This is a genomic window from Mycobacterium sp. NPDC051804, from assembly GCF_044452905.1.
Classification (GTDB): Bacteria; Actinomycetota; Actinomycetes; order Mycobacteriales; family Mycobacteriaceae; genus Mycobacterium.
On the sequence record NZ_JBITCD010000003.1, the window covers coordinates 472836 to 487514 of the forward strand.

16 protein-coding genes are annotated in these 14679 nt (G+C 65.6%); 8 read left to right on the forward strand and 8 right to left on the reverse strand.

The annotated features are described in order from the left end of the window. Positions 1-18 precede the first annotated feature (18 nt). Both ACIA48_RS13355 and ACIA48_RS13360 read left to right on the forward strand, forming a co-directional pair. Positions 19-549: a hypothetical protein gene (locus ACIA48_RS13355; protein WP_396731758.1), complete on the forward strand. Its 531-nt coding sequence runs from the start codon at positions 19-21 to the stop codon at positions 547-549. A gap of 13 nt (positions 550-562) precedes the next feature. Beyond that, a complete protein-coding gene (locus ACIA48_RS13360) occupies positions 563-859 on the forward strand; it encodes a DUF503 domain-containing protein (protein WP_396731761.1) in 297 nt (98 codons plus the stop codon). A gap of 21 nt (positions 860-880) precedes the next feature. On the opposite strand, the gene ACIA48_RS13365 is transcribed toward ACIA48_RS13360, so the two are convergent. Next, positions 881-1720, reverse strand: coding sequence for a tRNA (adenine-N1)-methyltransferase (locus ACIA48_RS13365; protein ID WP_396731763.1), 840 nt, complete (start codon positions 1718-1720; stop codon positions 881-883). 86 nt (positions 1721-1806) lie between these two features. On the opposite strand from ACIA48_RS13365, the gene ACIA48_RS13370 reads away from it, so the two are divergent. Genes ACIA48_RS13370 through ACIA48_RS13395 form a run of 6 tightly spaced genes read left to right on the forward strand, consistent with a single transcriptional unit; the run spans position 1807 to position 5452 of the window. Continuing rightward, entirely contained in the window at positions 1807-2688 is an 882-nt protein-coding gene (locus tag ACIA48_RS13370) for a RecB family exonuclease (protein ID WP_396731766.1), read from the forward strand. Further along, the gene (locus ACIA48_RS13375; protein ID WP_396731769.1) at positions 2685-3482 is read left to right on the forward strand and encodes a thioesterase family protein; all 798 of its coding nucleotides are present in this window, start codon (positions 2685-2687) and stop codon (positions 3480-3482) included. Before ACIA48_RS13370 ends, ACIA48_RS13375 begins: the two co-directional genes overlap by 4 nt. Continuing rightward, positions 3479-3940 (forward strand): DinB family protein, encoded by a 462-nt coding sequence (locus ACIA48_RS13380; protein ID WP_396731772.1) that lies wholly within the window; start codon positions 3479-3481, stop codon positions 3938-3940. The genes ACIA48_RS13375 and ACIA48_RS13380 overlap by 4 nt, the downstream gene beginning before the upstream one ends. A 50-nt stretch (positions 3941-3990) precedes the next feature. Next, positions 3991-4308 carry an ArsR/SmtB family transcription factor gene (locus tag ACIA48_RS13385; RefSeq protein WP_396731774.1) on the forward strand — a complete coding sequence of 106 codons (318 nt, stop codon included), beginning with the start codon at positions 3991-3993 and terminating at the stop codon, positions 4306-4308. Continuing rightward, positions 4305-4802, forward strand: coding sequence for an SRPBCC family protein (locus ACIA48_RS13390; protein WP_396731777.1), 498 nt, complete (start codon positions 4305-4307; stop codon positions 4800-4802). The genes ACIA48_RS13385 and ACIA48_RS13390 overlap by 4 nt, the downstream gene beginning before the upstream one ends. A gap of 2 nt (positions 4803-4804) precedes the next feature. Beyond that, positions 4805-5452: a flavodoxin family protein gene (locus ACIA48_RS13395; RefSeq protein WP_396731780.1), complete on the forward strand. Its 648-nt coding sequence runs from the start codon at positions 4805-4807 to the stop codon at positions 5450-5452. Here the strand turns inward: ACIA48_RS13395 and ACIA48_RS13400 are convergent. The 7 genes from ACIA48_RS13400 to metH all read right to left on the reverse strand — a co-directional run bounded on the left by ACIA48_RS13400 (position 5403) and on the right by metH (position 14579). Beyond that, the gene (locus ACIA48_RS13400) at positions 5403-6773 is read right to left on the reverse strand and encodes an FAD-containing oxidoreductase (protein WP_396731783.1); all 1371 of its coding nucleotides are present in this window, start codon (positions 6771-6773) and stop codon (positions 5403-5405) included. The two genes, ACIA48_RS13395 and ACIA48_RS13400, sit on opposite strands and share 50 nt — an antisense overlap. A 10-nt stretch (positions 6774-6783) precedes the next feature. After that, positions 6784-7266 (reverse strand): DUF4126 family protein, encoded by a 483-nt coding sequence (locus tag ACIA48_RS13405; protein WP_396731785.1) that lies wholly within the window; start codon positions 7264-7266, stop codon positions 6784-6786. Between the two features lie 68 nt (positions 7267-7334). Further along, complete coding sequence (gene hisG / locus ACIA48_RS13410; protein WP_396732803.1) at positions 7335-8180, reverse strand: ATP phosphoribosyltransferase; 846 nt, start codon at positions 8178-8180, stop codon at positions 7335-7337. Between the two features lie 38 nt (positions 8181-8218). Beyond that, positions 8219-8500 (reverse strand): phosphoribosyl-ATP diphosphatase, encoded by a 282-nt coding sequence (locus tag ACIA48_RS13415; RefSeq protein ID WP_396731788.1) that lies wholly within the window; start codon positions 8498-8500, stop codon positions 8219-8221. A gap of 45 nt (positions 8501-8545) precedes the next feature. Further along, positions 8546-10018: a sugar porter family MFS transporter gene (locus ACIA48_RS13420; protein ID WP_396731791.1), complete on the reverse strand. Its 1473-nt coding sequence runs from the start codon at positions 10016-10018 to the stop codon at positions 8546-8548. An 82-nt stretch (positions 10019-10100) separates the two neighbouring features. Then, a complete protein-coding gene (locus ACIA48_RS13425; RefSeq protein ID WP_396731794.1) occupies positions 10101-10784 on the reverse strand; it encodes an HAD family hydrolase in 684 nt (227 codons plus the stop codon). 30 nt (positions 10785-10814) lie between these two features. Continuing rightward, positions 10815-14579, reverse strand: coding sequence for a methionine synthase (gene metH / locus ACIA48_RS13430; protein ID WP_396731797.1), 3765 nt, complete (start codon positions 14577-14579; stop codon positions 10815-10817). Positions 14580-14679 lie beyond the last annotated feature (100 nt).

The window sequence follows — 14679 nt, forward strand, 5'->3', positions numbered from 1 at the left end:
CGCGCTGCCGGTGCCGTAATGCTGAGCGCCGTCGCAATTGCGGCGGCGCTCGGGCTTGGCGCATGTAGTGCCGACAGCGAGCAGAAACCGCCGCAGGCACCCCGCGAGACCGCACCACCCACCACGGCCGTCCAGGCACCGCCGGGCGCGCCGTTACCCCCGCCGACGGCGCTCTCGGATGTGATGAACCGCATCGCCGATGCCAGCGTCCCCGGCGCGGACAAGGTCGGGCTGATCGAATCCGGCACGGCCGGCGACGCGGCCGCTATGGACAGATTCGGTCAAGCGCTGAACCAGAACGGTTACTCGCCCGCGACGTTCGAGGCACGGGACCTGCGCTGGGTGGAGGAGCCTCCCGACGCCGTGTCGGCCGTGGTCAGCCTGCGAACCGACAATCCGCAGGCCGGTGACTTCAGCTTTCCGATGGAGTTCGTCTTCGTCGACAACGCCTGGCAGCTGGCGCGCACGACCGCTGACGAGCTGCTGCAGCCCAGCGAGGGCACGCCGCAGATGCCTAGCGAACCGGCGCCGCCCGCGCCGCCGCGCTAGAAAACCTTTTCCAATGTGGATCGGCTGGCTCGAGTTCGACCTGCTGCTCGGGGATGTGCACTCGCTCAAGCAGAAGCGGTCCGTCATCCGTCCCGTCGTCGCCGAATTACGCCGCCGGTTCGCGGTGTCGGCAGCTGAAACAGGCTCGATGGACCTGCATCGCCGTGCGGGTGTGGGGGTGTCCGTGGTGTCGGCCGATCGTGCCCATGTCGTGGACGTGCTCGATGCCGCCGAGCGCCTGGTGGCGGCGCGGCCCGAGATGGAGCTGCTGTCCGTCCGACGCGGGCTGCGGCGGAGTATCGACGACTGAATTCGTCGGCGAGCCGACAATTCAGATGGAGCCGCCGAGTTGGCGCTTACGCCGCAGCGGCATCGGCGCGATCGCACCCGGCGCCAATTTGCGCACGTTGATCAGGAAAGCCGTGTGACCACGCATCGTGTGTTGCGGGCGCACGGCCAGGCCGACGACATGCCATCCACGCTGCATGCTTTCCCAGGCGCGCGGTTCGGTCCAGCACTTCTGCTCGCGCAGTGCCTCGACCGTTCGTGAGAGTTGCGTCACAGTCGCGACGTAGATCATCAGCACGCCGCCGGCGACGAGCGCGTCGGCCACGGCCTCAAGCACCTCCCACGGCGCCAGCATGTCGAGCACCACCCGATCCACTTCAGGACCGTCATAGTCGCGAAGGTCGGCGGTCACCAGCTCCCAGTTGTCCGGGCGATCGCCGAAGAAGGTCGCGACATTGCGCACCGCGTGCTCGGCGTGGTCGTCGCGGACTTCGTACGAGGTGACCTTGCCTTGGGACCCGACAGCGCGCAGCAGCGAGCAAGTGAGCGCACCCGAGCCCGCGCCAGCCTCCAGCACCCGTGCGCCGGGGAAGATGTCCCCCTCGTGCACGATCTGGGCGGCGTCCTTGGGGTAGACGACCTGTGCGCCGCGTGGCATCGACATCACGTAGTCGACCAGCAGCGGGCGCAGCACGAGGAACTGATCGCCGTTCGTGGACTTGATGACGCTGCCCTCTGGCAGCCCCATGACCGAGTCGAGGTCGATGATCCCGCGATGAGTATGAAACTCTCCGCCGGGCGTCAACACCATCGTGTAGTGCCTGCCTTTCGCATCGGTGAGCTGCACGCGATCACCGATTGCGAAGGGCCCGGTCCTGTTCACAGCAGTTCAGCCTGCCAGTCAACGCGCCGCGTCGGGTGCGCGGGTCTGTCCTGGTTGTTGTCGGGGTGTCGCCATACGCTGAACCCATGACTGACGAGCAGGAGCCGACCGGTTTCCGGCGGCCTGCGTTGTCACCGTCGCGGGCCGCGGACTTCAAGCAGTGCCCGCTGCTTTACCGGTTCCGCGCCATCGACCGGCTACCGGAGCCGTCCTCGCCGGCTCAGGTGCGTGGTTCGGTCGTGCACGCGGCCCTGGAACAGCTGTACGCCCTCCCAGCGGCGGACCGCGGCCCCGGCACTGCGCTGACGCTCGTCGACCCGGCGTGGGAGCGCCTCGTGGCCGAGCGGCCCGACCTTGCCGATGACTTCGAACCGGGGCTGCGGACCGAGCTGCTCGACGAAGCGCGTGCACTGCTGTCCGGGTACTACCGCCTGGAGGATCCGACTCGCTTCGACCCGCAGAGCTGCGAGCAGCGCGTCGAGGTCGAACTAGAGGACGGCACTCTGCTGCGCGGTTTTGTCGACCGCATCGACGTCGCGTCCACCGGCGAGCTACGCGTCGTGGACTACAAGACCGGCAAGGCGCCGCCCGAAGCCAGGGCGCTGGCGGAGTTCAAGGCCATGTTCCAGATGAAGTTCTATGCCGTGGCGCTGCTGCGTTCCCGCGGCGTACTGCCGGCGCGGCTGCGGCTGCTCTACCTGGCCGATGGCCAGGTCCTCGACTACACGCCTGACCTCGACGAACTGCTGCGCTTCGAGAAGACGTTGATGGCCATTTGGCGTGCCATTCAATCTGCCGGTGCCACAGGTGATTTCCGTCCGAACCCGTCGCGGATGTGCGACTGGTGCGCCCACCACGCATACTGCCCGGTCTTCGGTGGCACGCCGCCGCCGTACCCCGGCTGGCCGACGGCTCCCGGCGAGGGCGATGATGACACGATGCTGCACACCGAGGGGTCCGCGGCGTGATCGAGTGCCACTACCGTCGACTCGATGCCGACGGCGAGTTTCTGATGTTCGAATCGACCGACGGCACCCGGAGCAACTGGGATCCCGAAATCCAGCATGGCTCACCGCCTCTGGCGCTGATGACCAAGTTGATCGAGGAGTTGGCCACCGGTTCGGGGCTGCGCGTCGGTCGTCTGACGCTCGACATCCTCGGCGCCATTCCCGTCGCGCCGGTAAAGGTGCGGGTATGGGTTGAGCGTCCTGGCAAGCGGATCTCGCTGATGATGGCCGAGATGTCGGCGGCCAGGCCCGACGGCGCCGATCGCGCGGTCGCGCGGGTGACCGCGTGGCTGTTGGCTACCGGCGACACCGCCGACGTGGCGACCGACCGTTATCCCCCGGTGGTCGAAGGTGAGCCGGTTCCGTTGCCGCACAGCTGGGTTGGGGCGAAGGGCTATCTCGAGACGGTGAGCTGGCGGCGTCAGCCCGAGACTGGGGAAACCGGCAACGTGGTATGGATCAGTCCGCTTGTGCCGCTGGTGGATTCGGAGCCAACCACGGCGTTGCAGCGGCTCGCGATGGTGGTCGACTCGTGCAACGGCGCGGGAGCCGCGTTGGACCCGGAGCAGTTCATGTTCATGAACACCGACACCGTGATGCATCTGCACCGGCTGCCAGTCGGCGAGGACTTCGCGCTGCGCGCCCGTGGCTCGATCGGGCCCGACGCGATCGGCGTCACCACAGCGGAGCTTTTCGATCGGCAGGGATTCATCGGCACCTGCGCACAGACGCTATTGGTTCAGCGTCGGCCATGAAGGACGAGCTGTTGTGGCAGTTCGACCTGACGTGGGCGCTGGCCGACCTGCATCTGGCGGCGCTCGCCGAAGAAGACTTCCTGTGGGAGCCCGCGCCGTTGTGCTGGACGGTGCGGCCCGAAACCGCCGGGGTCTGGCGTCCCGACTGGGCCGACTCCGAACCCGATCCGATTCCGGTGCCGACGATCGGGTGGCTCACGTGGCACGTTCTGTGGTGGTGGTCGACGACGATCGACCGGGTATCAGGCGCCCCGCCGCGCGATCGCGACGACGTCGCATGGCCGGGTGACGGTGCCGTCGCGGTGGCGGCAATCCGGGAGTTGGCTGTGCGATGGCGGGCGCTGCTACCCGAACTCGACGTCGAGCACGTCCGCACCGCGCTGTGGCTGAACGCCGAGCTGATGAAGAACATCGCGGAGATCGGCCAATTGCGCCTGCTCCGCGCTGCAGGTGCATGAGCGGATTATATACGCTTGCATCTATATAGATAGTCGGCAATACTAGCTATATGGACGTCTTCGAGGCCGTCGCCGAACCGAGCCGCAGGGCGCTGCTGGACGCGCTGACCGACGGTGAGCGCACCGCGGGCGAACTCGTCGCGACCCTGCCAGGGCTGACCCAGCCGACGGTGTCACGGCATCTGCGGGTCCTGCGCGAAGTCGGTCTCGTCGAAGTGCGCCCAGACGCCCAGCGCCGCATCTACGCGTTGCGCGCGGACGGTCTGGTCGCGATCGACGAATGGATCGACCGCTACCGCCGCTACTGGGCCGATCATCTGGACGCCCTGGAACGACATCTGCACACAACTCATCGGGAGGACCAGTGACCGAACGCGAAGGACGGCTCACGATCGAAGGCGATCGTGCCGTGCTCACCTTCGAACGCCGCCTGTCGTTCCCCATCGAAGCGGTGTGGGCCGCGATCACCGACCCTGAGCAGCGAAACCAGTGGATGGGCCAGACCACTATCGACGCGCGTGAGGGCGGTGTCATCGAGATGATGCCCGACGGTCCCCCGGCGCCCCCAGAACACAAGAAGATGACCGGCCGGATCCGCGTGTGGGACCCCCCGCACGTGTTCGAACACGAATGGCGCCAACGGATCATCGAGGACAGCGTGGTGCGTTACGAATTGACCGCCGACGGTGAGGGCACGCTGCTGCGATTCACCCATCGCGGGCTCGGAGTCCGCAACGCCGAGGGGTTCCGCCCCGGCACGCATGCCTTTCTGGACCGGCTCGATGCCCATCTGGCCGGCGATCCACTGCCCGAATGGGCGCTGCGCTACCGCGAGGTGGCCGACTCAATGAAAGGCCAATAGTCATGGCATACAACGGCTCTGATATCGCCGCGCCGAGGTTGGCCGTCGCCTATCACTCCGGATACGGCCACACCGCCACGCTCGCCGAGGCTGTCGCCGCGGGGGCTGCCGAGGCGGGCGCGGACGTCACACTGATCGCCGTCAACAAGATGGACGATGCGGACTGGGACATCCTGGACGGGTCGGACGGCATCGTTTTCGGCTCAGCGACCTACATGGGCAACGTGTCGGCAGCGTTCCAGGCATTCGCCGAACAGACCGGGCGCCGCTGCATCACCGGCACCTGGCGTGACAAGGTCGCGGCCGGGTTCACCAACTCCGGCGGCAAGAGCGGCGACAAGCTGAACACCCTGGTGTCGTTGTCGGTATTCGCCGCGCAGCACCATATGCATTGGGTCAACCTGGGTTTGGGCCCGGGCTGGAACAGTTCGGCGGGCAGCGAGAACGACATCAACCGCCTGTCCTTTTTTCTCGGCGCGGCCGCGCAGACCGATATCGATGCGAACTCCGATCAGGTCCATCCCGCTGACGTACGGACGTGTCGCCATCTCGGGTGGCGGGTCGCGCACGTCACGCGCCAGCTCAACGTCGGGCGCGCCGCTAGTCCAGCGGCTGCAAGTCCTGGAGCATCGTCGGCACCAGCTCACTGACCGTGGGATGGATGTGCATGGTTCTGGAAATGGAGGTGTAGGGAACCCTAGCCGTCATGATGTCGAGGATCGAGTGGATGACCTCGTCGCCGCCGACCCCGAAGATCGTGGCACCGAGGATCTGTTCGGTCTCGGCGTCGACGACGACCTTCATGAAGCCCTGCGACTCACCCTTCTCGACCGCGCGACCCACGCGAGTCATCGGCCGCTTACCCACCAACGCTTTTCGCCCCGACTTGCGCACCTCGTCGACCGACAACCCGGCGCGCCCCAGCGGCGGGTCGATGTAGAGCGCGTAGGTGGTGATCCGGTCGCTCACCCGCCGCGGGTCTCCGTCGAGCAGATTGGCCGCGACGATCTCGAAGTCGTTGTACGAGGTGTGAGTGAAGGCGCCACGTCCGTTGCAGTCCCCCATGGCCCAGATGTGCTCGACATTCGTGCGCAACTGATCGTCGACGACGATGTAACCGCGGCGGTCTGTTTCGACGCCTGCCGCCTCGAGTCCGAGGTCATCGGTGTTGGGCTGACGCCCGACCGCCATCAGTAGATGGGTGCCGGCGATCGGTTCTGCACCCTCACGCGGAGTGACCTCGAAGCCATTGTCGTGCTTGGCGAACCGGATATCGCTGGCGTTGACCACCACGTCGATGCCCTCGGCCTCCAGAATCTCCTTGATGGTCGCAGAGACATCCTCGTCCTCGCGGGAGGTGAGGCGCGGACCCTTTTCGATCACCGTCACACGGGCGCCGAAACGTCGGTACATCTGCGCGAACTCCAGCGCGATGTAGCTGCCACCGATGACCACCAGATGCTCTGGCACGGTGTCGAGTTCGAGAATCCCGACGTTGGTCAAGTAGTCGATGTCTTCGAGCCCTGGCATATCGGGCGCCACCGCGCGGCCACCCACATTGAGGAAGATCCTGTCGGCCTCCAGCACACGGTCGTCGACCCGGATGGTGTGCGGGCCCTCGAAACGGGCGTGGCCGCGGATCAACGTGGCCCCGTTCATGCCCTCGATCCAGGACTCGACGCCCTCGCGGTCGCCGATCACGATCTTGTCCTTGCGGGCCTTGACGGCAGTCATGTCCACACTGACATCGCCTGTGCCGATGCCATATTCGGCTCCTCGGCGTGCGACGCGGGCGGCGTACGCACTGGCGACCAGTGTCTTGGTCGGAATGCAGCCTGAGTTGACGCACGTGCCGCCGACGAGTTTGCGCTCGATCACCGCTACCGTCTGGCCGGCATCGGTCAGACGGCCTGCCAAAGGCGGTCCGGCCTGGCCGGCGCCGACGATGATCGCGTCGAACTTGTCTGCCATAGACCGCGGCTCAGACGAGGCTGACCAGGAAGGCGACCAGGAATCCGCCGCCGACAGCCACGACGTCCTCGATGAACGCGCCCGGCCGGTCCTTACCGTTATTCGATTCGTAGAGCTTGGTTCTGACCGCGGCGCCGCCCATCGTGCCCAACACCGCACCGACGATGCCCGCACCGATGCAGCTGAAGGTGTGCAAGAACGCGCTGCCGATCACGGCGCCCGCGAAGGCGCCCATGATGAGCCGGGTGGCGAACTGCGGTGCCGTCTTGCGGCTCGGCGTCTTCGGCAGCTGATCAGTGACGAGTTCCACCAGCAGGAAAATGGTCAGGACAGTGACGGTGATCGGATGGGCCACCCACTCCGACCATTTGCCGTCGACGTCGATCCAGCCCAGCATGGCCCCCCACGCGACCACGGCCGGGGCGGTCATCGCTCGCAGCCCGGCGATCACGCCGATGAGCAAAGCGAGGACGATAACGAGGACCTGCGTCATGCCAACCTCCGTACCGGTGTAAAGGACACCCGGACGCTAACACGCGTCCTGCGGGATGACCTGTCGAATCAGAAGCGGCAGAACCGGATGTCGGACGCCAAGATCGCCTTGGCCCCGATGGCCGCGAGCTTGTCCATGATCGCGTTGACGTCACGTCGTGGCACCAGGGCGCGCACCGCCACCCACGCCGGATCGGCGAGCGGGGCGATCGTCGGCGACTCCAGTCCCGGGGTGACCGCGGTGGCCTCGTCGAGCACGGTGCGCGGGCAGTCATAGTCGAGCATCAGGTACTGCTGCCCGAACACCACGCCCTGGACCCGTGCGGCCAGTTGGTCACGGGCCGCGGAGTTCCCGGCCTCGGCGCCCTCGATCAGCACCGCTTCGGAATCGCACAGCGGCTCACCGAATGCCACCAGATCATGGAGCGCGAGCGTCCGGCCGGATCCGACGACGTCGGCGATGACGTCGGCAACCCCCAGCTGCACCGAGATCTCGACGGCGCCGTCGAGGCGGATCACCGTGGCATCGATTCCTTTGGCCGCGAGATCTTTTCGTACCAGGTTCGAAAACGATGTCGCGATCCGCTTGCCCGCGAGGTCGGCGACCGTCCACTCGCGGCCGATCGGACCCGCATAGCGGAAGGTCGAATTACCGAAACCCAACGCCAGCCGCTCCCGAACCGGCGCGTCGGAATCGGCGGCCAGGTCGCGGCCGGTAATGCCGAGGTCCAGCTGGCCCGACCCGACGTAGATGGCGATGTCCTTGGGCCGGAGGAAGAAGAACTCGACGTTGTTCGCCGGGTCGATGACGGTCAGGTCCTTCTGGTCCCTTCGCCTGCGATAGCCCGCCTCGGACAGGATCTCGGCGGCAGACTCACTGAGCGCACCCTTGTTGGGGACGGCGACGCGCAGCATGTCGGTCGCCGATGAGCCGCTTGCGCGAAGAGAATCTGTCATAGCTTCGCGTACACATCGTCGAGAGTGAGCCCGCGGGAGATCATCAGCACCTGCGCCCAATACAGCAGCTGGCTGATCTCGTCGGCCAGCGCTTCGTCGCTCTCGTGCTCGGCGGCCAGCCACACCTCGCCGGCCTCTTCCAGAATCTTCTTGCCGATGCCGTGCACGCCGCCGTCCAGTGCTGCGACCGTGCCGCTACCCGGCGGCCGGGTGCGTGCACGCTCGCTCAGTTCGGCGAACAGGGCGTCGAAGGTCTTCACGGGACGCGATTGTTTCACGGCGCCGCGAGCAAAGTCACGGCAGTTTCGCGCCGGCGCCCATGCTCAGGTGGATGCCTTGGGTGACTCGTGCAGAATCTCGCCGTGCATGTCCTCGAGGGACACGCCCTTCGTCTCCATGACCCACTTCCACACGAACAGGCCCGACAACACGGCGCAGAGGCCGTAGAACCCGTAGGCCAGCCCGAGATGCTCGCGGAGTCCTGGGAACGTGACCGTGATGAGCCAATTGGCGGCCCATTGACCTGCCGCCGCGATACCGAGTGCCGCTGCGCGGATGCGGTTGGGGAACATCTCACCGAGCAGCACCCAGACGACGGGGCCCCACGACATACCGAACGCCACCACGAACAAGTTCGCCGCAATCAATGCGATCACTCCCGCGGCGCCCGGAAGGCTCGGCGTTCCATCGGGGCCAATCGTCGCGTTGGCGAAGATGACAGCCATGGTGATGAGCGTGACCGCCATGCCCGACGATCCGATGAGCAGCAGTGGTTTGCGTCCGATCTTGTCGATCAGCGCGATGGCGATCAGTGTCGTCAGCACGTTGATCACCGACGTGATGACGGTGTAGATCGCCGACTCGTCAGCGCTGAAACCGACCGCCTGCCACAACACGTTCGAGTAGTAGAAGATCACGTTGATGCCGACGAACTGCTGGAAGATCGACAGGCCGAGGCCGACCCACACGATGCCGTAGATGCCACCGGTCGGCTTCTTCAGATCGCGCAGTGACGGCTTGTCCTCGCGCTCGAGTGTCTCCTTGATGCGGTCGATCGTGATTTCGAGGTTCTTCTGACCCAGGAGCATGCTGAGTACCTTGCGGGCTTCCGGAATCTTGTGGCTGGCAACGAGATACCGCGGCGACTCAGGAATGGTGAACGCCAACGCCCCGTACAAGACGGCGGGAATCGCCATCATCAAGAACATCCAGCGCCACGCGTCGAGACCGAACCAGAACGGCTCGTTCGCGCCGCCGGCCGCCCATTGCAGGATCCAGTTGACGGCGAACGACGCGAAGATGCCCAACACGATCGCCAACTGTTGCAGGGACCCCAGCCGGCCGCGGATCGACGGTGGCGATGTCTCCGCGATATAGGCGGGTGCGATGACCGAAGCCACGCCGACGCCGATGCCGCCGACAATGCGGAACAGGACGACCGACCAGACTTCATGAGCAAAGCCCGTCCCGAAGGCGCTGATGAGGAAGAGCAGCGCTGCGATCTTCATGACCGAGATGCGCCCGATCATGTCGGCGATCCGACCGGCGGTCATGGCTCCCGCTGCCGCACCCAAGAGCGCTGAGGCGACGGCGAAACCGAGTTCTGCGTTGCCGATACCGAAATCCTCTTGGATGGAGTCGACCGCTCCGTTGATCACCGCGCTGTCGTAACCGAACAGCAAGCCGCCCAGCGCGGCCACCGAGGCGATTCGGACGGCAGTGCCGCCGGAGGAGAAATCATCGTCGGCGATTGGCAATGAGGATTCGTCTCCGACGGGGGCATTGGAGCCTGCCATGGGCGTCCCTTTCGCAGCGTTGCGTGATCCGGGTCACGTGAGTACCCCCGTCTTACCACTGGGAAGCACGCTGTGGGTGGACTTACGCCGAGCGTTCTCCGAGTCCACCGCTGAGTCGGTCATACACCTGCCGCAGATCGTCAACACGCACGCCCGCCAGCGAACTCAGATGAGCCCGCCGTCGGCCAGTTGGCACCTCGACGTCGTTGGGCACGACCAGCACCGGGCATCCTGCACTCTCGGCCGCAGCCGTGCCCGTCACGGAATCCTCGATAGCCAGACACTGAGCCGAGGAGAAGCCCAGCAGCTCGGCCGCCCGAGCGTAGATGTCCGGTTCGGGTTTGGCGCGGCGTACCTCGTCACCGCATACCGATGCGGAGAAGTAGTGCCGACCAATGCTTTTCAGCGCCTGCTCGGTGAGGCCGCGACGAGTATTGGTAACCAACGCCATCGGGACCCCGTCGGCGAGAAGCGCGTCGAGCAGCTCGCGTGCGCCCGGCAACCACGGCAGACCGGCTTCGAAAAGCTCACCGGTCCTGTCGTGCAACCAGTCTGCGGACTCCGCCATCGCCGCGGGGTCGGGATCCAGACCGAGATCGGCGTAGACGGTCGCCATGACACTCTCGGCTGAACCGCCGACCGTCGACTCCCGCACCTCTGGGGTCAGGACACCGCCGAGGCGCGCGTAGAGCTCGTGCATCGAGATGTCCCAGAGCTTTTCGGAGTCGACAAGGGTGCCATCCATGTCGAACAAAACGGCCCGCATCTCGCGAATTCCGTTGTTATTCAGCAGGTCTCAGTCCTCCGGGTTATAGCCAAGATTGGGAGCCAGCCAGCGCTCGGCCTCGGCCAGGGTCCAGCCCTTGCGCTTCGCATAGTCGGCGACCTGGTCCTGCGCCATCCGGCCCACCACGAAGTACTGCGACTGCGGATGCGAGAAGTACCAGCCGCTGACTGCGGCACCGGGCCACATCGCCATTGACTCGGTCAACTCGATTCCGGTCCGCTTCTGGACGTCCATCAATTCCCACAGCGTCACCTTCTCGGTGTGCTCGGGGCACGCCGGGTAGCCGGGGGCAGGACGAATTCCGACGTACTTCTCAGCGATGAGCGCGTCGTTGTCCAACTGCTCGTCAGGCTGAAATCCCCAGAACTCCTTGCGGACTCGTTGGTGCATACGTTCGGCGAAGGCCTCTGCCAGCCGGTCGGCGACCGACTCCAGCAGGATCGCGCTGTAGTCGTCAAGCGCCGCCTTGAACTCTGCGATCTTCTCCTGGCTGCCCAGACCCGCGGTGACCGCGAAGGCACCGACGTAGTCAGCCAGCCCGGTGTTCTTGGGGGCGATGAAGTCGCCCAGTGACTTGTTCGGGATGCCGTCGCGGTGCTCGCCCTGCTGACGCAGGTTGTGCAACGTGGTCAGCACCTCGGTGCGGGTCTCGTCGGTATAGACCTCGATGTCATCGCCGACGGCGTTCGCCGGGAAGAAGCCGATCACCCCGTTGGCCGTCAGCCACTTCTCCTTGATCAGGGTGTCAAGCATCTCCTGGGCGTCGTCGTAGAGCTTGCGGGCGGCCTCGCCGGACGCCGGGTTGTTGAGGATATCGGGGAATCTGCCCTTCATCTCCCAAGCGTTGAAGAACGGCTGCCAGTCGATGTACTCGCGCAGCTCGGCGAGGTCGTAATCGAGTAATTCCCGCACACCGACTCCCTGGGCGGGCACCGGCGGCGTGTAGCCGTCCCACTCGATCGGCGTCCGGTTCGCGCGGGCCTTCTCCAGCGTCAGCATCGGCCGCTCGCTCTTCTTGGCGTGCCGTTCACGCAACGCTGCGTAGTCGGTCTCGGTGGCCTCCAGCAGGGCCGGCCTCTGCTTGTCGTCGAGCAACGCGGCGGCGACCGGGACGGAGCGCGACGCGTCTTTGACCCAGACCACCGGCCCGCTGCGACGCGGAGAGATTTTCACTGCCGTGTGGGCGCGCGAGGTGGTCGCGCCACCGATCAGCAGCGGGATCTCCAACCCCGCGCGCTCCATCTCGACAGCGAAGTTGGCCATCTCGTCCAGCGACGGGGTGATCAGGCCGGACAGCCCGATGATGTCGGCGTCGTGTTCTTTGGCGGCGTCCAGGATCTTCTGAGCTGGCACCATCACACCGAGGTCGATGACTTCGAAGTTGTTGCACTGCAGCACAACTCCGACGATGTTCTTGCCGATATCGTGGACGTCTCCCTTGACGGTCGCCATCACGATCGTGCCGTTGGTGTCCTTGGAGGCGGCCGTACCGTTCTGTTCCTTCTCGGCTTCGATGAACGGCAGTAGGTACGCGACGGCCTTCTTCATCACCCGGGCCGACTTCACGACCTGGGGCAGGAACATCTTCCCCGAGCCGAAGAGGTCACCGACGACGTTCATGCCGTCCATCAGCGGGCCCTCGATCACCTCGATCGGGCGGCCGTCCGCGGCGGCGATCTCGGCCCGCAGTTCCTCGGTGTCGTCGTCGACGTGGGCGTCGATGCCCTTCACCAGGGCGTGCGTAATCCGCTCGCGGACCGGCAGGCTTCGCCATTCGGCCGCAACCGGGTCCTCACCTTTGTCCTTGCTGTTGAACCGTTCGGCGATCTCCAGCAGCCGTTCGGCCGCGTCCTCGCGACGGTTCAGGACGACGTCCTCGATGCGGTCCCGCAGTTCGGGATCGATCGAGTCGTAGGGCACCAACGCGCCCGCATTGACGATGCCCATGTCCAGGCCGGCCTTGATGGCGTGGAAGAGAAACACCGCGTGGATCGCTTCGCGCACAGGGTTGTTGCCCCGGAACGAGAACGACACGTTCGAGATACCGCCGGAGATGTGCACCCCGGGCAGGTTCTCCTTGATCCACGCGCAGGCCTCGATGAAGTCGATCCCGTAGGTCGCGTGCTCCTCGATACCGGTCGCCAGCGCAAAGCAGTTCGGGTCGAAGATGATGTCCTCGGGCGGGAAGCCCACCTCTTCGGTCAGGATCCGGTAGGCGCGCCCGCAGATCTCCTTGCGGCGCTCCAGGTTGTCGGCCTGCCCCTGTTCGTCGAAGGCCATCACGACGACGGCGGCGCCGTACTTGCGGCACAGCTGGGCTTCGCGGATGAACTTCTCCTCGCCCTCCTTCATGGAGATCGAGTTGACGATCGGCTTGCCCTGCACGTTCTTCAGGCCCGCCTCGATGACCTCCCACTTGGAGGAGTCGATCATCACGGGGACGCGGCTGATGTCCGGCTCGGCCGCGATCAGCTTGGTGAACCGGTCCATCGCGGCGACGCCGTCGATCATGCCCTCGTCCATGTTGATGTCGATGACCTGCGCACCGACCTCGACCTGCTGCAGGGCAACCGACAGCGCAGTGTCGTAGTCCTCGGCCTTTATCAGGTTGCGGAACCGGGCGGAGCCGGTGATGTTGGTGCGCTCACCGATGTTCACGAATAGGGAGTCTTCGGTGATGTTGAGCGGCTCCAAGCCCGAGAGCCGGGTGGCCACCTCGATCTCCGGCAGCTGGCGCGGCGGCTTACCCTCGACGACCTTGGCGATCTCGGCGATGTGCGGCGGTGCGGTGCCGCAGCAGCCACCGACCAGGTTGACCAGGCCGGCCTCGGCGAAGTCGGCGATGTAGTCGGCCTGACGCTCCGGGGTTTCGTCGTATTCACCGAACGCGTTGGGCAGGCCGGCGTTCGGGTAGCACGAGACAAAGGTGTCCGCGATACGCGACATCTCGGCGATGTAGGGCCTCATCTCCGGCGCGCCAAGGGCGCAGTTGAGGCCCACCGCGATCGGCTTCGCGTGCCTGATCGCGTTCCAGAACGCCTCGGTGACCTGACCGGACAACGTGCGTCCGGAAGCGTCTGTGATGGTGCCCGAGATGATCACGGGCCAGCGGCGTCCACGCTCCTCGAACAGCGTCTCGACGGCGAACACCGCCGCCTTGGAGTTCAGCGAGTCGAAGATCGTCTCGATGATGAGGAGATCGGCACCACCGTCGACCAGGCCATTGGCGGCTTCGAGGTACGCGGCGACCAGCTGGTCGTAGGAGACGTTGCGGGCTCCTGGGTCATTGACGTCCGGCGAGATGGACGCGGTCCGCGTCGTGGGTCCGAGGGCGCCGGCCACATAGCGCGGCTTCTCCGCGGTGCTGAACTTGTCAGCCGCCTTGCGCGCCAGGGCAGCGCCCGCGTAGTTCAGTTCGTAGCCCAGCTCCTGCATCTCGTAGTCGGCGAGTGAGACCGCGTTCGCGTTGAACGTGTTGGTCTCGAGGATGTCGGCGCCCGCTTCGAGGTATTCGCGGTGGATGCCCTCGATGATCTGGGGTTGCGTCAGGGTGAGCAGGTCGTTGTTGCCCTGAAGGGCCGTCGGCCATTCTGTGAACCGGTCGCCGCGGTAGCCCTCCTCGTCCGGCCGGTCGCGCTGGATCGCCGTGCCCATCGCGCCGTCGATCACCAAAATTCGCTCGCGCAGAGCCGCCGTCAATTCGTCTGTGCAGTCGGGACGGATGTTCGGCGTGAAGGCTTTCGACTCAACGTCGGCCACATGCACTCCTTCCATAACGGAAGGCGTCCTTGACTTCGCCGAGCGTGGCGGAAACCGGCAGGTACCCGGAACCGTTGCAACGCCTCTCGACCAGGAAAGTCTACGCCGTCACCCA